The following is a 19,592-nucleotide window of genomic DNA, read 5'->3' as shown; positions in this document are numbered from 1 at the left end:
GATTCAATCGCGGAAGGGGCGAGAAAGGTATTGCAGAGACAGCGGTGGTGTCTCGTTGAAGCGATTATAGCAGCGTTTGGTAAAACAGCATCTAACATGTCTTGAAAACAACAAGTATTTTTAGGTAGCAATCTTGCCGGGATTAAAGTCTTTGCATGCCATGTGCGGCTACAGCTGCGACTCGATCGGCAGCCAGCGCATCACGGACACCAGCATGCGGCGCCAGATACCCGCTTCCGGATCGTGCGTCCACACTTTGGCGGGTACTTCGGTGGCGTCGGACCAGCGCAGGGCGCCGTTGTCAAGGAGTAAACGGTAGCTGGTGTCGCTCGCCGTCGAATGGTGGAACAGCGCGCGCATGTCGTTCGCCAGCGCGGCATCGTCGAACAGCACGCCCATCTCCGTATTGAGCTGGGCCGAGCGGGGATCGAGGTTGAAGGAGCCGACGAAGCCCCGTTGGCCGTCCACCACCATGGCCTTGGTATGCAGGCTGGCGCGGCTCGACCCCATCAGGCTGATGCGCTTGCGGTGCTGGGTCTTCAATTCATACAGTTCGATGCCGCCGACCAGCAGCGCCTGGCGGTAGCGCGCATAGCCCGCATGCACGAGGGCCACGTCGGTGGCGGCCAGCGAGTTGGTCAGCACCTGGACCTGGACGCCGGCGGCGACTTTTTCGCCCAGGGTCCGCGTCAGCGCCGCGCCGGGCACGAAGTATGGCGAAGTCAGCAGCGCTTCCGCGCGCGCCTCCGTCAGCAGGGGCAGTAAACTGTGCATGAGCCAGTGCTCGCTGCGCTGCAAACTGGCTACTGGCGCGGCTTTTTCCGGCGGATCCGACAGTACCTGTACTTTTTCGCTCCAGTGCAGGCGCACGCGGCCATCGAGGTGGGCTTGCAACTGGCCCGCATCCGTCAGTTGCCGCAGGTAGGGTGAGGCGCCCAGTTCGCCCGTCAGTGCGTCGAGGCGGGCGCGCACGGCCTGCAGTTCCGGCGCGCCCGCGTCCTTGCCAGCGTGCAAAGCGCGGATGGGGATGACGGCGCGGCTATTCCAGAAACGGTCGAAGATGTCGCTCGTCTGCTGCACGGCGGGGCCCACCAGCAGCAGGTCGGCATCCTGGAAATTGACTTGTTCGGCGGCATCGAAATATTCATCGCCGATATTGCGTCCGCCGACGAGGGCGACCCTGCCGTCGACGATCCAGGCCTTGTTGTGCATGCGCCGGTTCAGGCTGACGGCGCGCAAGGCCATTTCCGTGGCGCGCAACCAGATGCCGTCGCGGTTGCGGCCCGGGTTAAACATGCGCACGTCGATCAGCGGGTGGCTGTCGAGCGCGAGGATGGCGGCATCCTGGCCACGCGCGTTGATATCGTCGAGCAACACGCGCACGCGCACGCCGCGGTCGGCCGCACGCAGCAGTTCGCGCCCGAGCAGCCGTCCCGTGACGTCGTTATGCCAGATGTAGTATTGCAGGTCGAGGCTGCGGCCCGCTTCGCGCGCGCTCAGGGCGCGCAGGGCGAACGCTTCCAGATTATCGTCGATCAGCGCCGTGCCGCTGTGGCCTGGGCGTTGCGCCAGTTGCGGCGCCAGCACGCGGTCGAGCAGGGTGGCATCCATCGCCACGGGCAAGGCCGTGCCAGGCGAGCCCAGCGAGCGCTCGGCGAAGCGCCCGTAGCTGTACAGGGCGGCGATGCTGAGCATGGCAAACAAGGTGGCCAGCAGCAGCAATTTGACGAGCATGCGGCGCACCGTCAGCGTACCGCGGGCATGCTGCGGCGCGGGAAAAGCCGGGTGGTGTGGAGCATGCGGACTCTTTCAGCTGGATGGCAACAGCCGATTGTAGCAGTTTCTACAATGCACGATTTTCAGGCGGAGCCGGCTGGCAGCCGCGCCAGGAAGCCGTGAATCTGGGAAACAACTGCCGCGCCTTCACCGACGGCGGCGGCCACGCGCTTGGTGGAACCGGCGCGCACGTCGCCGATGGCGAACACGCCCGGCACGCTCGTTTCCAGCGCGGCCCGGTCGGGCAAGTCTGGCGGATAGATTGCGTGGCCGTGGGCGCGGCATTCGGCGCGCGTGACGTCGAAGCCCGTGCGGATAAAGCCCTGTTCATCGACGGCCACGGCGCAGTCGTGCAGCCAGTTCGTGTTCGGATCGGCGCCAACAAAAAGGAAGACGCGGCGCACGGCGCAAGCGGCTTCCTCGCCCGTGCGGTTGTTGCGCCAGCGCACCTCCGTCAAGCCATCGTCGTCACCTTCGAGGGCGATGATTTCCGTGTGCGTGTGCAAAGTGATGTTGGGCGTGGCGGCGATGCGCTCGATCAAATAGCTCGACATGCTGGCCGCCAGGCCTTCGCCGCGGATCACCATGTGGACCTTGGCGGCGTGACCGGAGAGAAACACGGCCGCCTGGCCGGCCGAGTTGCCGCCGCCAACGAGGATGATCTCTTCCTGCCGGCACAGCTTGGCTTCGATGGGCGAGGCCCAGTAATACACGCCCCGTCCCTCATACGTTTTCAGGTTGGCCAGCGAGGGGCGGCGGTAGCGCGCGCCGCACGACAGCACCACCGTGCGGGCGCGCACCTGCGTGCCGTCGCACAGATTGACGCGCAGGGGCCAGGTATCGCACAGCAGGTTGGCGGCGCTGGCTGGCGTGGCGATCTCGACGCCGAATTTTTGCGCCTGCACATAGGCGCGTCCCGCCAGCGCGCGACCGGAGATACCGGTGGGAAAACCCAGGTAATTTTCGATGCGCGCGCTGGCGCCCGCCTGGCCGCCGTACGCGCGCTGTTCCAGCGCCAGCACGGTGAGGCCTTCGGAGGCTGCATACACGGCCGTGGCCAGGCCGGCGGGGCCGGCGCCCACCACCAGCACATCAAAAATCTTGTCACCGGACAAGTCGGGCAGCATGCCCAGGCAGCGCCCCAGTTCCGCATTGCCGGGATTCTTCATGATCTTGCCGTCAGGGCAGACCACCAGCGGCCATTCCTGCGGCGTAGGCTGGTAGCGCTCGGCCAGCGCGGCGGCGGCCGCATCGGTGGACGGATCAAGCACCGTGTGCGGATGGCCATTGCTCGACAGAAAACTTTGCAGGTGGAACAGATTGCCATTGCCGCGCGGCCCTACCAGCACGGGGCCGCCCGAATTCGATTCGATCAGCGCCACGCGGCGCAGGATCAGGGCGCGCACGATGCGTTCGCCCATCTCCGCCTCGGCCACGATCAGCGCGCGCAGGGATTCCGAACTGATGTCGAGCAATTCCACGGCGCCCACGGCGCTGCCGTTGACGAGGGTGGGGCGGCCGGACAATTGCGCCACTTCGGCAATGAAGTGGCCGACGCCCACTTCGCGCAGGACGGACGCCTGTCCCATCACTTCGTGGCGCTTGATGCTGACCCGCCCGGACAGTATCACCAGCATGCCGAAGCTGCTGCTGCCCGCCTCGAACAGGGTATCGCCATCGGCAAAGCGCTGCAGCGTGCCATAGCGCTGCAAGCGCTGCAGTTCGAGCCCATTGAAGACGGGCGAGATCTGGTGGCTGCGGCCCTGCAAGTCGAGCGTGGCGAACTGGACGGGATCGTCCTGCGTCGTTTCGGGAATGAATTCGGGTGTGCTGCTGGCCATGGCGAGTCCGTTCGGAGGCTGAATAAGCAAATAACAAAAATAACTAACAGTGACGAGTCTAGCGCATGCGGCGCGCGCCTGCCGCAATACCCCTTGTGTACGCCCGGAAATGGCGGCGCGGCAGGCGCCATGCCGCATGTGGCGGCGCAGCAAGGGGCGCGCGCGGGCCCGGCTGCTGGAGCCGATCAGCGATACGCGGGCCGGCATCTCATATTAGAATGGGTCTTTGTTGAACCTACTCAAACAGACACGATGGCTTACAAGACACTTGAAGATACGATAGGCAATACCCCGCTGGTGCAGCTGACGCGCTTGCCGGGTGCCGATGCGCTTGCGCGCAACAACGTCATCCTGGGCAAGCTGGAAGGCAATAATCCAGCCGGCTCCGTGAAGGATCGCGCGGCCATGTCCATGCTCAAGCGCGCTGAAGAGCGCGGCGTCATCAAGCCGGGCGATACCCTGATCGAGGCGACCAGTGGCAATACGGGCATCGCGCTGGCCATGGCCGCCGCCTTGCGCGGCTACAAGATGCTGCTCCTGATGCCGGATAATCTCAGCGTGGAGCGCCGCCAGAGCATGGCCGCCTACGGCGCCGACATTTTATTGACGCCGAAGACGGGCGGCATGGAATATGCGCGCGACCTGGCCGAGCAGATGCAGAAGGATGGCCGTGGCGTGATCCTCGATCAGTTCGCCAACGAAGACAATTCGCGCGCCCACTATGAAAGCACGGGGCCGGAAATCTGGCGCGATACGAATGGCCAGGTCACGCATTTCGTCAGCGCCATGGGCACGACGGGTACCATCATGGGCGTATCGCGCTATTTGAAAGAGCAGAATCCCGCCATCCAGATCATCGGCGCGCAGCCCGAGGAAGGTTCGCAGATTCCCGGCATCCGCAAGTGGCCGGAAGCGTACCTGCCGAAAATCTACGACAAGTCGCGCGTCGACCAGGTAGAGTATGTGAGCCAGGGCGTGGCTGAACGCATGGCGCGCAGCCTGGCGGCGGAAGAAGGCTTGTTCTGCGGCATCTCGGCAGCCGGCGCGTGCGAAATCGCGCTGCGCATCTCGCAAACGGTGGAAAACGCGACGATCGTGTTTGTCGTGTGCGACCGTGGCGACCGCTATCTCTCGACCGGCGTGTTTCCTGCTTGATAGTTGATACGGGAAAATAATGTCGGCCAGAACGGCCTGAGAACTGCTGGAAATACCCCCTCCCCATGGCGGGGAGGGAAAACCTGCGAAACTGGCAGGATCAGCCTTGTGGCGTTTCGCCTTCTTTTGGCTTGAATTGCTTGTCGCTGATGCGGAATTTGTTACGACGGTCACCCATCAGGTAACGCAGGTCGCGGATGCTCAGGTCGCTGACTTCGTGCATGCGGATCAGCAGCGATGCGCCGACCGGCAGGCGGTGGTGGCGGATTTTACTGATGACTGGCGGCGCTACTTCCAGCGCGCGGGACAGGGCTGCGTCGTTTTTCAGGCGCAGGTTTTCGATCAGGGTATCGAGCAATCTGTTTGGGTTGTACTGGAGCAGATCGTCGGAGTCCGAATCGCTGTTCATATCAATGCCGACTTGGTTTGTCATGATGTTATTGTTCCTTCTGTAGTTGCACTGCAAAGTAAAAAACACTCGGAGCTCGCTCTTGCTGCGTTCATGTTCATTCTTTACTAAAAGGAACGAATTCACACACGGTACGATCCGGGATACAGTTTTTCGTAATATATACACAATTGTACAACAGGATTCAATTTCAGGCCGGAAAGCCCAGCAATCTTGCTTTGTACAAAATAGGTGTTGTCTTGTTGCAACACCTATTTATTCTTTATTATGCTCTATGATAGAACAAAAATTGTACTTTGACAAAAGTTAAGTATAAAACCATTTCCGTATTCCGTGCCGCACAAAGGCTGGCGAGCAAGGCTGGCACATGTTATCGGCCCTACCATAGACTTGTTTTCTGGTCGCTTCAACATCCCTTACGCTTTCTTACAAGTAATATTATAACTTTACACTGACTTTCGGTTAGCGTGCGCGCACTTGACTGATGGCCTTGCCCAAGTCGATCACTGACATGGCATAAAAATAACTTCTGTTGTACTGAGTTATAGCAAAGAAGTTATTGGTTGCCAAGTGATACTCAGTTGCTTCTGAACCATTTTGCAGATCGATCAGGCCAAACAGCATGTTCTGGGGTGTGGACGGGCCGGCACTCACGCCAGCCTCCTGCATTTCCGCCAGCCGGTACTTCGCTTGCAAGCCCTGGCCGATGAATTTTTCCCAGGCGCGGCTGGCCGAGACGGTGACGGGATAGGTGCTGATGGCCGGATCGTCGCGCCGCCAGCCGTGTTCGACGAGGAAATGCGCGACGCTGCCGATGGCGTCGGCCGTGGAATTGCGCAGGTCGATGTGACTATCGCCATCGAAGTCCACCGCATATTTCATGATGCTGCTAGGCATGAACTGGGGCAGGCCGATGGCGCCCGCATACGAGCCGAGCAGGGTCAAGGGATCGATGCCATCCTTGCGCGCGTACAGCAGCGCGTTTTCCAGTTCTCCCTTAAAAAACTCCATGCGCGCGGCGCGCGTCGGGCTTTCCGGGTAGGAAAACGCCAGGGTGGTCAGCGCGTCGAGCACGCGGAAACGGCCCGTGTTGCGTCCGTAGACAGTTTCCACGCCGATGATGCCGACGATGATCTCGGCCGGCACGCCATATTCGCGTTCGGCGCGCGCCAGCGCATCCGCATTCTCTTCCCAGAATTTCACGCCCGCATTGATGCGCACCGGCTCGATGAAGCGGGCGCTGTACGCTTGCCAGTTCTTCGGCTTGCCCGGCGGGGCCGGCTTCATCAGCTGCACGGTCGACTCGACATAGCGCACCTTGCCGATCAGGACATCGAGTTCGGCGCGGTTAAAGCCGTGTTTGGCGGACATGTCATCGAGGAAGGCGCGTACTTCCTTCCAGTTGGCATAGTCGACAAATTCGCCTTCGAAGTCGAATTTCGCCGGTGCTTTTTTGGCGGCTGCCTTGGCGGGTGGCGCCTTGGCCGCGCGCACGGCACGGGCCCGGTCGGCAGCGGAAATATTGCTGTTTTCACCAGCATGCGCGGTGGACAGGCACAAGGGAAGGGCGAGGAGCAGGGACAGGGCGGGGTATTTGATCGGTAACAAGGAGCGTCTCATCGGCATTGGGTTAACAGGCGGCGCAAGCTGCGCCGCGCGCGGAATTGTTCGTCTGGGTTGGCATTACCATACTTCATCGCGGCATAGATTGCCAGAAACTGTGCAATGGCGGCGTGCGCCTCTTGCGTGGCCTTGCCTGCGGCCAGCCGCGCAGCATAACCGTGCGGGCCTTCATGCGGCGCACGGCTGTAGCCGCGCCGCGCCTGCTGCTGGCAAAACTGTACGTACAGGGCGTCGAGCGGATCGCCTTGCCGCGCCTGCCGCCACCAGACCAGCGCGCCGGCCACGGCGGCCAGCAGGGCCAGCACGGCGCAAGCGAGTGCCAGCTTTTTTGCGGGCACGTTTTTCAAGCCGTCGAGCATGGCGCGCTGGCGCTGCGGCGTGGTGTCGAGCACCCAGTTGCTCCAGACGTGCTCGGCCTGCTGCCATTGCTGGCGCCACGCGGCCACCGCCCCGTGCGCGCCGCCATCGAGGCCGGCCAGGGCGCGCCACGCCGTCAGCGGTGACGCGGTCGGCGGCAGGGCGGCGTCGAGGTTGCGCTCCGTGCGCAACGGCGCAACGGCGCCGGTGGGATCGACGCGCACCCAGCCCCGGCCAGCCAGCCACACCTCGCTCCACGCATGGGCGTCGGACTGGCGCACGCTCAGGCTGTTGTCCGTGCCGTTGCGCAGGCCGCCCTGGTAACCGGTGACGACGCGCGCGGGTATGCCCATCGCGCGCATCAGCACGACAAAGCTGCCCGCGTAATGTTCGCAAAAGCCCGCCTGCGTGGTGAACAGGAAGTCGTCGACGCCCTGCTTGCCCAGCAGCGGCGGCTGCAGGGTGTAGCGGAACGGCGCGCGGCGGAAGTGCCCGAGCACGGCGGCGATGGCGTCGGCGGGCGTCAGCGCCTGCGCGCCCTGGCCGCGCAATGTGCGGGCCCAGGCCACGCTGCGCGGATTGCTGCCAGCGGGCAAGGCCAGCCATGGCTGCTGCTGCTCTGGCGACAGGCCCGCCTGCAGCCGGTAGCGTGGCAGGGAACTGACGCGGTAACGGACGGTCGAAGTAATAGGTTGTATGGTCAGCACTTCCAGCGCGGACGACACGACATACGGATTGCCTGGCAGGCGTTCGATGCTGCGAGGTACGTCGAGCGCGAAGATGCGCCGTTGGCCGCTCGCTTGCAAGGTCACTTCGTATTGGCTGGGCTGGCCTTCCAGTGCGATGTCTATCCGGTTGTCGCTGGCCGGTGCGCGTTGGCCCGCGCCCCGGCGCGTCCAGGTGGCGCCGTCGAAGTCGCCCAGCACGACGCCGCGCCAGTACAGCTGGTCTTGCGGCGGGAGCGGCGTGGAAAAGCGGGCTGTGAAGACGGGTTCGCTTGACAGAGCCAGCGAGGCGATGGCGCCCGGCTGCATGCTGTCGGACAAGCCCGTGCGCGCCTGCGCGCCTTCCGGCGCCGCGCCCCACAGGGGGCCGTCAATGCGTGGCACGGCCAGAAACAGTACGGCCGACAGGGGAAGGGCCAGCGCCAGCATGCGACCCAGCAAACGCAGCCTTTGCGCCAGGCGCGGCTGCACGGCGCCGTACTGGGCCGACAACAGGCCAGCCAGCAGGACGATGACGGTGGCCAGCATCCACGCGGCGCTGAGGATGCCTTGCGCATGAAAGAAGTTCGCCAGCAGGAGGAAAAAACTGAGGAAGACAAAGACGAAGATGTCGCGCCGGCCATGCATTTCCAGCGATTTCAAGGCCAGCAGCAAAGCCAGCATGGCCACGCCCGCATCGCGCCCCAGCACGGTGCCGTAGCTGGCGTGGACGCCGGCGATGCCCAGCAAGGCCAGCGGCGCGAGCACGGTCAGCCGCGGCTGGCGCCGGCCCCGCACGGTGATGACGGCACGCCACAGCAGGAGGGCGGCAGCGGCGGCCGACAGCCACGGCGGCAGGTGCAGCGCGTGCGGCGCCAGCACCATGGCGGCGGCCAGCAACAGCAGCACGATGTCGGCCTTGTCGCGCGGCAAGTTGCTCAGCCAGGCTTTCATGGCGTCGCCTGCGCTGGCGGCCAATCGTGCGGCCCATCGTGCGGCCAATCGTGCGGCGAACCGTGCGGCGAACCGTGCGGCACATCATGGAGCGCCAGCGCGCGCAGGCAGGCGTCGCGCTGGCTGGCGCCCAGGGCCGGCGCCAGAGTCAGCGCACCCAGGCTCAAGCCATATGGCAAGCCCGTGCGTTCCGCCTGCAGCACCCAGGCGGCCAGACGGGACAAACGCGCTTCCGGCGACAGCGCGTGCAGGGTGGCGAGATCGAACACGATGCTGCCATGGGCTGCGCCTGCTTGCGCGTCGGCGGCTGGCTGGAATTGCTTGCTGAATAAATGCTCGCCGTCATGCCGGGCGATCTGGCGCCAGGCCAGGCGGTGCAAGGGATCGCCGGGCTGGTAGGCGCGCACGCCGGCCAGTTCCAGGGCGCCGCCGGACGAGTGTGGCTGTTGTGCCTGTTTTGCTTGTTGTGTCTGCTGCACTTTGCTGGCCAGCAAGGGCAGCGGCGGCGCGTTCTGCTCGGGCTGCGGATACACGAGCACGCGCGCCTCGGGTTGCCAATGGCACCAGGCAACAAACAGGCCCAGCGGGAAACTGCCGGACAGGCGCAAGGGCGGGGCATCGAGCCAGCCGCGTTGCGGCGCCGCTACGACGATCTGGATGGCCGTTTCTCCGTGGGCATCGATATCGGCCAGGCTGGGCGCTGCGCTGGAATCGATCACGGTCAGCTGGATCGCATGGCGCGGGCGTGTGCTGCGGTTGATCAGGCGCAAGGTGAACGTGGCGTGGCCGCCAGCGAACACGGGATTGCCTGGCGTGGCGGCCAGCGCCAGGCCCGCCAGGTTGCGGCTGGCAAACAGCATGTCGGCGATGGCGCAGGCGGCCGCGAAATACGTGAGCGCATAGCCCAGGCCCAGGCGGTAATTGACGGCGGCGATCCATAGCGCCAGCAGCAGCGCGGCAAACGCCAGGCCCGCGCGCGAGGGACGGATGTGCACGCGCTGCGCGCCCAGCCAGGGGCGCGCCGGCAGCCAGCGGATGGTGCGCAGGCGCATGGCGGTCAGACGGGAGTCGCCAGCAGCAATTGCAGCAGCAGGGTGCGGCTGTCCGTGGACCCTTGCGCCGCATGCAGGCGGTGGGCGCAGACGGGTAATAGCACGGCTTGGACATCGTCGGGCGTGATGTGGTCGCGTCCGGCCAGGGCGGCCCAGGCGCGCGCTGCCTGCAGCAGGGCCAGCGCGGCGCGCGGGCTCAGGCCATCGGCAAACACGCCCGGTACGCGGGTGGCATGCACGAGGGCCAGCACGTAGTCGACGACGCCGACCGAGGCGTGGATGGCGCGCAGGCCCGCCTGCGCCTGCAGCAATTCTTCCGCGTTCATGACGGCCGGCAAGGTTTGCAGCATGGCGCGGCGGTCGGCACCGAGCAGCAGTTCCCGTTCGGCGGCCGCATCGGGGTAGCCCAGGGTGACGCACATGAGAAAACGGTCGAGCTGCGACTCGGGCAGGGGAAAGGTGCCCAGCTGGTGCGCGCAGTTTTGCGTGGCGATGACGAAAAACGGCTGCGGCAGGGCGCGCGTGACGCCGTCGAGCGTCACTTGCCGCTCTTCCATCGCTTCGAGCAAGCCCGATTGCGTCTTCGGCGTGGCGCGGTTGATCTCGTCGGCCAGCAGCACCTGGGTAAACAGGGGACCAGGGTGGAAGATGAAGCTGCCACTGCCCCGGTCATACACGCTCATGCCGGCCACGTCGGCGGGCAGCAGGTCGCTGGTAAATTGCTGGCGCTTCCATTGCAGGCCCAGCGAGATGGCCAGCGCGTGCGCCAGAGTCGTCTTGCCCACGCCGGGCACGTCTTCGATCAGCAGGTGGCCGCCGGCCAGCACGCAGGCGAGGGCTTGGCGGATCTGCAAGTGTTTGCCGACGAGAACTTCGCCGATCTGCTGTGCGGCCTGGTGTATTTTCGAAAACATGCTATTTCTATCACAGTAAGTCGGATTATTTAATTTACAATCGCTTTGGCCAGGTCAAGCCGTGCCGCCCGCCCGTGCCGGGCTCGTGGTAGATTAGTGCAGTAGCGGCACAGACCGGCCAGTGATTTTATGCGAGAACGCGCAGGGCGAACAGGAATGCCATGCAGTGTTCCCGGAGAACGGACAGAGACAGAGGTAACCAGTACAGCGCATGAGCACAGCCATTTATACCCATCCCGATTGCCAGCGCCATGAAATGGGCGACTGGCATCCCGAATCGCCGGCCCGCTTGCAGGCCATCAATGATCAATTGATCCTCGCGCACATCAGCGACCTGGTCGAGCACCGCGATGGCGTGCATGCCCAATTGTCCGATATCGAGCGCAACCACAGCGCGACGGCCATCGGCCTCGTGCGCGACAATGTGCCGCAGGCCGGTGACTATTACCCGCTCGACGGCGACACCCTGCTCAACGCGCACAGCTACGAGGCGGCGTTGGCCGCCGCTGGCTCGGCCGTGGCGGCCACGGACGCCGTCATCGATGGCGAGATCAGCAACGCTTTTTGCGCGATCCGTCCGCCAGGCCACCACGCGCGGCCCAGCGAGCCCATGGGTTTTTGCCTGTTCAACAATATCGCCATCGCCGCCAAGCATGCGCTCGACGTGCGCGGGCTCGAACGGGTCGCCATCGTCGATTTCGACGTGCACCATGGCAATGGCACGGCCGAGTCCGTGGCAAATGATCCGCGCATCCTGATGGTCAGCTTTTTCCAGCACCCGTTCTATCCGTACAGCGACGTGGAATCGTACACGGACACGCGCGTCAACGTGCCCGTGCCGGCCCGCTCGAAGGGCGACGCCGTGCGCCAGCTGGTGCTCGACCACTGGCTGCCAGCGCTGCACCGGCAGCAGCCGCAGATGATTTTCATTTCCGCCGGTTTCGACGCCCACCGTGAAGACGACGTGGGCGGCATGGGCCTGGTGGAGGCCGATTACACGTGGATGACGCAGCAGATGATGGCCGTGGCCGATCAGTATGGCAAGGGCCGCATCGTCAGCTGCCTGGAAGGGGGCTACAACCTGTCGTCCCTGGGCCGCAGCGTGGCGGCGCACGTGAAGGCGCTGGCGGAGCTTTAACTAAAGCAAACTCGGGCGGCTGCGGGAATTCGTGTGGCGGTGCGTCTGGTAGTCGAGCGCATCGCCGGCCATGAAGCGGCGCCAGGCTTGCGTGTAGACGAGCGACGATTTGTCCGCGTCAAAACTGTCGAGCTGCAACATGTCGCGGTGATGCTTGATTTCATTGACCAGTTGGTCATACAGCACTTGCAAGCCATAGCTGTCCGCGCTCTGGCGCTTCAACCGTTCTTCCAGCTGCGCCACTTGGCCCTGCAACTGCCGGCATTCCTTCTTCCAGTCATTGCGCGGCACGCGCTTGGGCGCCTTGCCAGTGTGTTCCATCATCATATCGCACTATCCCCATCGCCTATCTCCCCGGCGGGAACCAGCCTGGAAAATAATTGCTTTTCATTTAAGAGGCGATATTAGAGCATACTTTTTTGTTTCTTTCAGTAAATATAAAAATCCATGTGGAAATATTTGACCTGACTTCCCGGGTGCCCCTCACTGATGCTGCATTGTCTGCAAGGGCGCTGCCGGAGCGGCTCCAGCCATCTTGCCCTCGTCGGCGTACGTCAGGGTCAGCAGGGTATCGTCGTCCCAGTTCACGTCATGCAGCGGCGGCACGTAGCGCTGGCGGTCTTGCGTGAGGCGGATGTCCAGGGTGCGCTCGCCCGAGCGCGCCTGCACGGCAAGCAGCTTGCGGGCCACGGGAAACGGCACGTGGATCAGCGACGAGTGGCACGGTCCGCCCGCCAGGCGGAACAGGTTGCGCCGCACAAAGGACAATTCGTCCTGCTCGACGGCCCAGCGGATTTCGCATTCCAGGCGCAAGTCGCCCAGGCGGCGCACGTTCTGCGGCAAGCCCGGCGTGTGGATGTCGGCGCGCCAGCGCAAGGTATCGCGCTTCTTGTTGCTGACCAGGTCGGCATTCGCATCGTAGGCGGTCTTGTCGCGCGACAAAGTGAAACCGCCATCCGCCGCCAGCGGCACGGGGATCGACAGGTTGTCGGCTGACAGGTGCAGGGTCACGCCATCGAGCCTGGCCTGGGGCGTGGCGGGTATCAGCATGAAGCGCAGCGGCGCGGCTGGCGCCAGGCGCTGGTGGTCGGCATACGCGTCGAGTCCCCTGAGCATGGTGCGGTAGGGGCGCAGGTCGGGATCGCGCGTGCCTTGCACGTCGACGATCTGCTGCATTTCCTGATTCACCGCGTCGCCCGGCGCCGCCGGTTTTTCCTGGGCCATGGCGGGCAGCAGGCAGGCGTAAAGGGAGGTGAGGAGGCAAAAGCGGGAAAAGTGCATGGAATGCGTGTCAGGTTAAGCTTGCGATGGGGAGCCGGCCAGGCTGGACGGACTGCGGATCTTATCATTCATGTAACTGCCAAATTATCACCAATTGTCTCGTTCGTGTCGCACGGCTGGCGCTGGTGGCGGAAAATGGGACGTCGTGGCGGCAACCACGTAAAATAGCGGATTGACCGAACGATTTTGAAAGCAAGAGCATGGCGATACAATGGTACCCAGGACACATGAACGCGGCCCGCAAGAAAGCGGCCGAGACCATGGAAAACACCGATCTGGTGATTGAAGTGGTGGACGCGCGCCTGCCGGCAGCCAGCTGCAATCCCATGGTGGACGAGCTGCGCCTGTTCCGCCAGCGCCCTTGCCTGAAAATCCTCAACAAGACCGACCTGGCCGATCCTGCCGCCACCGCCGCCTGGGTGGCGTATTTCAATGCCCAGGAAGGCGTGACCGCGTACGCGATGACGACCAAGAAGCCGGGCGACGTGGCGCGCATTCCGGATCTGGCCAAATCGCTGGCGCCGCACCGCGGCGTGCCGACGAAGCCGCTGCGCATCATGATCATGGGCATCCCCAACGTGGGCAAGTCGACCCTGATGAACGCGCTGCTGAAAAAGCGCGTGGCCAAGGTGGGCGACGAGCCGGCTGTTACAAAGATGCAGCAAAAGCTGTACCTGGACAAGAACACCATCCTCGTCGACACCCCCGGCATGCTGTGGCCGAAGATCGCCATCCCCAGCGACGGCCTGATGCTGGCGGCCAGCCACGCCATCGGCTCGAACGCGCTGATCGAAGAGGAAGTGGCCGTGTTCCTGGCCGAGGAATTGCTCAAGCGCTACCCGGACTTGCTGGCAACCCGCTACGGCACCAAGGTCGATGAAGTCGACGCCATCGGCGTGGTCGAGGGCATCGCCGCCAAGCGCGGTTTCCGCATCAAGGGCGGCGACTACGATTTCGAGAAAGCGTCGCACACCCTGCTGCTCGATTACCGCAGCGGCATCCTCGGACGTATCTCTCTGGAAACGCCGGACACGCGCGCGGCCCTGCTGGCCCAGCACGCGGCCGAGATGGCGGAAAAAGCGGCCAAGGCAGCGGAGATCGCTGCCGAGAAGGCGAAGAATGCGGCGCGCGGCAAGCGCGGCACGTAATGAACTAAAAGCCGCTTGTTAGCGGCTTTGTTTAACCCAATAGCGACGACAGGGGGCGGACCCTCAGGGACTCGGCGTCCCCGTCCGACCCCGGCATTTTCGCAGTGCGGGTTTATGTTGCTGCCTGGCCAAACCTAAAACTCGTCACCGCCAGCGCCCCAAAAAAATCCTCCTCGTGATACACCACCTGCCCCGCTTCCTGCTCGGCCGCGCCGAGCGCCACCATCAGCGGCAGCAGATGGTCTTCCTGCGGATGGGCCTGGCGCGCGCCCGGTGCACGATCCCAAGCTAGCAACTGTTCCAGCCGCTGTTCGGGTGGCAAGGCCATGGTCTGGCGCAGCCAGGCGTCGAACTGGTGCGAGGCGACGGCGCCCGCCTGGCCGAACTGGCGCAGGTTGTGGTAACTGAGGCCGCTGCCCAGTATCAGCACGCCCTGGCGGCGCAGGCTGGCCAGCGCGCGGCCCACCTCGACGTGCGTCAGCGGGTCGTAGCCGTGTTTCAGCGACAGCTGCACCAGCGGCATGTCGGCCTGCGGGTAGATGGGGAACAGGGCGCTGAAGGTGCCATGGTCGAAACCGCGCTCATGGTCGAGGCGCGCCGGATGGCCAGCCGCGTCCAGCAATTGTTTGACCTGCGCCGCCAGTTCCGGCGCGCCGGGCGCCGGGTACTGGATTTGATAGGTGTGCGGCGGAAAGCCCGAATAATCGTAGATCATGTCCGGCCGGGGGCTGGCCGAGACGAGAAATTGCGGCCCTTCCCAGTGCGCCGTGACGACCAGCACGGCCTTCGGCCGCGCGCCGATCTGGCGCGGGATATCCTGCAAGGACGCTTCCAGCACGTCGTAGCGGCCGCCGAACTGGTCTTTCATGAACGGCCACGGGCCGCCGCCGTGCGACAGGAAGTAAGTGGGGAAGGTGTGCTCTTGCATGGCGGCTCCAGAAGGAATGGCTAACGATGAACCATGATAGTCATGCGCAGTCAGTTGATCAAGATCGCAATTATTGATATATCATTTCCATTTTGTTGATGATCGGATCGTCATGGATACCTTGCGCAGCATGCGCGTGTTTCGCGCCGTGGTGGAACTCGACAGTTTCGTGCGCGCCAGCGAGCGCCTCGATCTGTCGCCGGCCATGGTCAGCAAGCATGTGATGCACCTGGAGCGCCACCTGGGCGCGCGCTTGCTGAACCGCAGCAGCCGCCACCTGAGCCTGACGGAAATCGGCAAGGTGTATTTTGAACAGTGCCGCGACATGCTCGACAATCTCGACGAGGTGGAAGCGACGGTCGGCCGCACGACGGTGGTGCCGCGCGGCATGCTGCGCCTGAGCGCGCCCGTCTGGTTCGCCAACGCCATCTTCACGCGCACCCTGGCCGCCTACCGCGAACGCTTCCCGGAAGTGACGTTCGACATCGACCTCAGCGGAAGAGTCGTCAATCTGGTGGAAGAGGGTTTCGACCTGGCCCTGCGCGTCAGTCAGGCGCCGTCGCCGGCCCTGATCGCGCGGCCCATCGGCAGCATTGCCTTTCACCTGGTGGCCGCGCCCGCCTATCTGGCGCGCGCGGGCCACCCGCAGCTGCCGCAAGACCTGGCGCAACACGCCATGATCAGCTATTCCTTGCTGGCAAACGGTAATGAACTGGATTTCGACGGGCCGCAGGGGCGCGAGACGGTGAAGTTTTCGCCCGTCCTGCAATGCAATAACGAAAGCCTGCTGCACGCGGCCGCGCTCGACGGCATGGGCATCGCGCTGCTGCCGTCGTGGCAGACGGATGCGGACCTGGCGGCGGGGCGGCTGGTGCGCCTTTTCGATGATTTCAAGTTGGCGGGCGGCAAGGTGTACGCCGTCTACACGAGCCGCCGCTACCTGTCTTCGAAAGTGCGCACCTTCATCGACTTTCTTGCCGATGAAGGGCGCCTGGGGACTTGATTACGCCAGCGAGCGCTTGACGTCGATCAGCGCGAACAGGCGCGCGCTGCGCATCCACGCCAGCACCAGCGCCGCCAGCTGCGTCACCAGCAGGCCGGCCACGATGGCCAGTGGACCGGGCGCGGCCAGGTTCAGGCGCGCCACGCCCAGCAGCGCGTACAGCGCCAGTCCCAGCAAGGTGATGACGAGGTAGATGGCCAGGCTGGCCAGCGGACGCCGGCGCAGCATGCCGAGGCCCCGCCACCAGGCCTTGACGGCCGAGGTGCGGCGGCGGTCGACGGCCAGCGCCGCGCGGCCCGCGTCGAGCGTGGCGCAGGCCAGCAGGAACAGCACGCCCGCGAACAGCAAGGCCAGGTGGCGGGCCAGGTCGGCGTCGGCTTCCAGGATGGCTTTCGCCGCGTGCTTGTCGGCCAGTTTCAGCGCGCCGGCGCCGATCGTCAGCGCCAGGCCCAGCGGCACGATGCTCCACAACAACATGCGCAGCATGCGGCCGTATTCGCTGAAGGCGCCCGTCAGCAGTGGACCGAAACCGAGTGGCGCCGGCGCGCGCGCGGCCGTCACCACCAGGCCGCTCAGCAGCGGTGACAGCAGCAGGGCCAGCACGATGCCCGTGATGGCCGCCTGGCTGATGGCGGCGCCGTTGCGCCCCGCATTGGCCACCAGGTCGGCCAGGGTCATCAGGTCGAGCTTGTGCGCCAGGGCCGCCGCATGCACGGCGTTATCGAGGCTGGCGCTCAAGGTGCGCCACAGGGGAATGACGGCAAGGATGGCGGGGATCAGCAGCAGGCCGGCCCACAGCAGCAGCAAGCGCCATTGCAGGGCGGCGCGGCTGGCGCGCGTGGTCAGTGTCAGGCCGCTGGCCCGTGTCGTGGAAGTGGCGCTCATACGATGGCAATCAGGGAAAGGAGGTATTGGAAGGCGGCGGCAAGGTCGAAGCTCCAGCGCCGCGCGGCGGATTTGTCGGCTTTCAGGGTGCGGCCGTCATCGAGCTTGTTGACGTCGAGGTAGTGCACGCGGTCCGGGTCCAGTTCAGCCGAGACGGCCTTCACGGGCTTGCTCCAGGTGTAGCGTTGCCACAGCTGCTCGTTGTCCCACACCACGCGTTCGGACGTGCCGTCGGCGAACTTCACCAGCAGCACCTGCGGCACGGGCGCGCCGCGGCGGCGCAGGACCACGCTGGTCAGATACGGATACGGCCCGGTGCCGGGCTTGGCGTCCGGATGCGCCTTGTCCCACGCCTCGCGTACCTTTTTCTCCTCTTTTTCCAGCGTGTCGGCCGTATGTTCCACGCGTTTGCCGTTCACCAGCGCCGTGCCGGCCAGCGGCGTCTGCTCTTCGCTGGTGAAGGTGCCGATACGGTCGTCGATGTTCGCGCTGGCATACACTTGCTGCGCGAAGACCTGCTCCACGATGCGCCGCTGGCCCGTCGCCTCGGCCAGCGTTTCACGCAGGTCGGCCACGCTCGGGTGGCGGAATTTCCACTGTTCGTAATAGGCCTTGAAGCCCCGTTCCATGGCCTCGCTGCCGATGCGCGCTTCCAGGTCGCGCATGGTGATGGCCGTGCGGCTGTAGACGGGGCCTACGCCCTGCAGGCGGTCCCACGCGTTCTGGCCCAGCGGATCGGCCGCATCCTGGCGCGGTGCGGCCATGCGCTCGAATTCGAAGACCTTGAAGACGGGATCGAAGCCCAGGCGCTTGAGCAGGGGCGTGGTGGCGTGGATGTGCTGGTCGCGCGCGCGCAGCATGCGCTGGTCCCAGTACTCGTTCAAGCCTTCGTCGAGGATCGGTTCCTCGAATTCGTTCGATGCCAGGATGCCGTAGAAATAGCCATGGCCGAATTCATGGATGGTGACGAAATCGAGGCCGAATTCGGGGATGGTCTTCGGCTGCAGGTTGGCGTAGCTCGACGCCGTGATGAAGGTCGGATATTCCATGCCGCCCGCTTCGGCCGCGTTAAACGGCGGAATCACCACCGTCAGCGTCTTGTACGGATACGGGCCCAGCGTGCGCGAGAAATACGTGAGCGAATCCTTGGCCGCCTGCAGCGCGGGCGCCGCGTTCGACGCATATTCTGGCGGGTACAGCACCTTGATGGCCACCGGCGGGCTGCCAGGGCCGCTCCAGCTGCCCGTCAGCGGCTGGGCGCTGTGCTTGTCGGCCGTCCAGGCGAAATCGTGCACGTCGCCCTGCACATAGTGATGCGTGAGCATGCCGTTCTTTTCCTGCGGCGCGCCTTGCAGTTCGCCCGTGGCGCCCACCGTGTATTCCTTGGGCACGGTCAGCTTCACGTCGTAGTGGCCGAAATCGGCGTAGAACTCCGAATTGAGGTGGAATTCATGCGCGTTCCAGCGCGGCGCGGTGGCGCCCCGTTCGCCGGGCAGTTCCAGCACGGCGATCTTCGGGAACCACTGGCCCACCAGGTGGAAGCTGCCGAAATAGCCGGTGCGCGCGATGACGCGCGGCAGCTGGTCGAAGAAGCGGATGTCGAGCGTCGTCTCGGCGCCCGGCGCGACGGCTTGCGGCAAGTCGACGCGCACGACGGTGCGGTCGGTGGCCGGGCCGTTGTCGGGCTGGACGAAATGCCAGGGCGCCTTGGCGCCGTTCTGCGTCATGCTGCGCAGTTCGATGTAGCCCCACTCGCCGTCGCGCGTGTCGACGCCCGAGCGGAAGCCCGTGTCGAGCTTGCGCTTTTCGGTAAAGAAGGTCGAATGTTCGCCTTCGAAGGCGTTCAGGTACAGGTGCAGGTAGACGCTGCTGACGGCTTGCGCGCTGCGGTTGCGCCAGCGCAGTTTCTGCTGGCCGTCGATGGTGTGCTTGACGGGATCGAGCGTCGCTTCGATCTGGTAGTCGACCACGCGGTCCGACAGGGTCGCTTGCGCGCCCGTGCGCGCGCCGCCCCAGGCATTGCTGGCGCTGGGCGTGTTGACGGCCGACGCGTGCGGCGACGCCAGGGCGATGCCGTCGGCCGATGGCGCCAGCGGCAAGGGCGCGCTGGCCGGCTTGCCTTGGCCAGGCTGCGCGAACAGGTCGGCCTGCAGGGCAAGGCCGGCCAGCAGCAGGGCGGCGATGGAGAGGGCTTTGAGCTTGCCCGAGATGGGGAAAAAACCAATGCTGCGGCGCGTGCCGCGGGGACTTGGCGGCCCCTGGCGCGTTGTGCTACGACTTTCCATGCGTGACTCCCACAGTGACTTCTTATTGTTGATTTTTAAATGCAGTCGGCTGCACCCAGGATCGCCGGGCGCAGCTTAATATACCTACAAAAATGCCAAATCACCAATAAAATATTGGCATAAGGAAAGTACCACCGGG

Annotated in this window: 16 protein-coding genes; 4 read left to right on the top strand and 12 right to left on the bottom strand. The window is 64.5% G+C overall.

Annotated features, from left to right (window positions below; genetic code table 11):
- Positions 1–168 precede the first annotated feature (168 nt).
- Positions 169–1,734: a phospholipase D family protein gene (locus tag ACPJXG_RS21660; RefSeq protein WP_425252302.1), complete on the bottom strand. Its 1,566-nt coding sequence runs from the start codon at positions 1,732–1,734 to the stop codon at positions 169–171.
- A 125-nt stretch (positions 1,735–1,859) separates the two neighbouring features.
- Positions 1,860–3,617 carry an FAD-dependent oxidoreductase gene (locus ACPJXG_RS21655; RefSeq protein WP_425252301.1) on the bottom strand — a complete coding sequence of 586 codons (1,758 nt, stop codon included), beginning with the start codon at positions 3,615–3,617 and terminating at the stop codon, positions 1,860–1,862.
- Between the two features lie 252 nt (positions 3,618–3,869).
- On the opposite strand from ACPJXG_RS21655, the gene cysM reads away from it, so the two are divergent.
- Positions 3,870–4,772, top strand: a complete 903-nt coding sequence (gene cysM, locus ACPJXG_RS21650) for a cysteine synthase CysM (protein ID WP_035825682.1) — start codon at positions 3,870–3,872, stop codon at positions 4,770–4,772.
- Positions 4,773–4,872: 100 nt separating this feature from the next.
- On the opposite strand, the gene ACPJXG_RS21645 is transcribed toward cysM, so the two are convergent.
- The 5 genes from ACPJXG_RS21645 to ACPJXG_RS21625 form a co-directional block, all read right to left on the bottom strand.
- Positions 4,873–5,205 carry a hypothetical protein gene (locus ACPJXG_RS21645; RefSeq protein ID WP_034751784.1) on the bottom strand — a complete coding sequence of 111 codons (333 nt, stop codon included), beginning with the start codon at positions 5,203–5,205 and terminating at the stop codon, positions 4,873–4,875.
- 438 nt (positions 5,206–5,643) lie between these two features.
- The gene (mltB, locus tag ACPJXG_RS21640) at positions 5,644–6,789 is read right to left on the bottom strand and encodes a lytic murein transglycosylase B (RefSeq protein ID WP_425252300.1); all 1,146 of its coding nucleotides are present in this window, start codon (positions 6,787–6,789) and stop codon (positions 5,644–5,646) included.
- A gap of 8 nt (positions 6,790–6,797) precedes the next feature.
- Complete coding sequence (locus tag ACPJXG_RS21635; RefSeq protein WP_425252299.1) at positions 6,798–8,819, bottom strand: transglutaminase TgpA family protein; 2,022 nt, start codon at positions 8,817–8,819, stop codon at positions 6,798–6,800.
- Complete coding sequence (locus tag ACPJXG_RS21630; RefSeq protein WP_425252298.1) at positions 8,816–9,871, bottom strand: DUF58 domain-containing protein; 1,056 nt, start codon at positions 9,869–9,871, stop codon at positions 8,816–8,818. Before ACPJXG_RS21630 ends, ACPJXG_RS21635 begins: the two co-directional genes overlap by 4 nt.
- A gap of 5 nt (positions 9,872–9,876) precedes the next feature.
- Positions 9,877–10,785: an AAA family ATPase gene (locus tag ACPJXG_RS21625; protein ID WP_425252297.1), complete on the bottom strand. Its 909-nt coding sequence runs from the start codon at positions 10,783–10,785 to the stop codon at positions 9,877–9,879.
- A 211-nt stretch (positions 10,786–10,996) separates the two neighbouring features.
- Between ACPJXG_RS21625 and ACPJXG_RS21620 the strand changes: the two genes are divergently transcribed.
- Positions 10,997–11,923: a histone deacetylase family protein gene (locus ACPJXG_RS21620; RefSeq protein ID WP_035825688.1), complete on the top strand. Its 927-nt coding sequence runs from the start codon at positions 10,997–10,999 to the stop codon at positions 11,921–11,923.
- Here ACPJXG_RS21620 and ACPJXG_RS21615 read toward each other — a convergent pair whose 3' ends face one another.
- Together ACPJXG_RS21615 and ACPJXG_RS21610 are read right to left on the bottom strand one after the other, a co-directional pair.
- Positions 11,924–12,250, bottom strand: coding sequence for a hypothetical protein (locus ACPJXG_RS21615; RefSeq protein ID WP_219313120.1), 327 nt, complete (start codon positions 12,248–12,250; stop codon positions 11,924–11,926).
- Positions 12,251–12,406: 156 nt separating this feature from the next.
- Positions 12,407–13,204 (bottom strand): hypothetical protein, encoded by a 798-nt coding sequence (locus ACPJXG_RS21610; protein WP_176388690.1) that lies wholly within the window; start codon positions 13,202–13,204, stop codon positions 12,407–12,409.
- A gap of 227 nt (positions 13,205–13,431) precedes the next feature.
- Between ACPJXG_RS21610 and ylqF the strand changes: the two genes are divergently transcribed.
- Positions 13,432–14,352 (top strand): ribosome biogenesis GTPase YlqF, encoded by a 921-nt coding sequence (gene ylqF, locus ACPJXG_RS21605; RefSeq protein WP_035825692.1) that lies wholly within the window; start codon positions 13,432–13,434, stop codon positions 14,350–14,352.
- Positions 14,353–14,464: 112 nt separating this feature from the next.
- On the opposite strand, the gene ACPJXG_RS21600 is transcribed toward ylqF, so the two are convergent.
- Positions 14,465–15,280, bottom strand: coding sequence for a DODA-type extradiol aromatic ring-opening family dioxygenase (locus ACPJXG_RS21600; RefSeq protein WP_425252296.1), 816 nt, complete (start codon positions 15,278–15,280; stop codon positions 14,465–14,467).
- 112 nt (positions 15,281–15,392) lie between these two features.
- On the opposite strand from ACPJXG_RS21600, the gene ACPJXG_RS21595 reads away from it, so the two are divergent.
- Positions 15,393–16,283: a LysR family transcriptional regulator gene (locus tag ACPJXG_RS21595; protein ID WP_176388688.1), complete on the top strand. Its 891-nt coding sequence runs from the start codon at positions 15,393–15,395 to the stop codon at positions 16,281–16,283.
- Here ACPJXG_RS21595 and ACPJXG_RS21590 read toward each other — a convergent pair whose 3' ends face one another.
- The gene (locus ACPJXG_RS21590; RefSeq protein ID WP_219313114.1) at positions 16,284–17,168 is read right to left on the bottom strand and encodes a hypothetical protein; all 885 of its coding nucleotides are present in this window, start codon (positions 17,166–17,168) and stop codon (positions 16,284–16,286) included.
- Entirely contained in the window at positions 17,165–19,453 is a 2,289-nt protein-coding gene (locus ACPJXG_RS21585) for a M1 family metallopeptidase (protein WP_425252295.1), read from the bottom strand. The genes ACPJXG_RS21590 and ACPJXG_RS21585 overlap by 4 nt, the downstream gene beginning before the upstream one ends.
- Positions 19,454–19,592 lie beyond the last annotated feature (139 nt).

The organism is Janthinobacterium sp. NFX145, from assembly GCF_049810325.1.
Lineage (GTDB): Bacteria > Pseudomonadota > Gammaproteobacteria > Burkholderiales > Burkholderiaceae_D > Janthinobacterium > Janthinobacterium rivuli.
The sequence above is the reverse complement of the archived record's forward strand: the minus strand, read 5'-3'. Positions and strand labels throughout refer to the sequence as shown.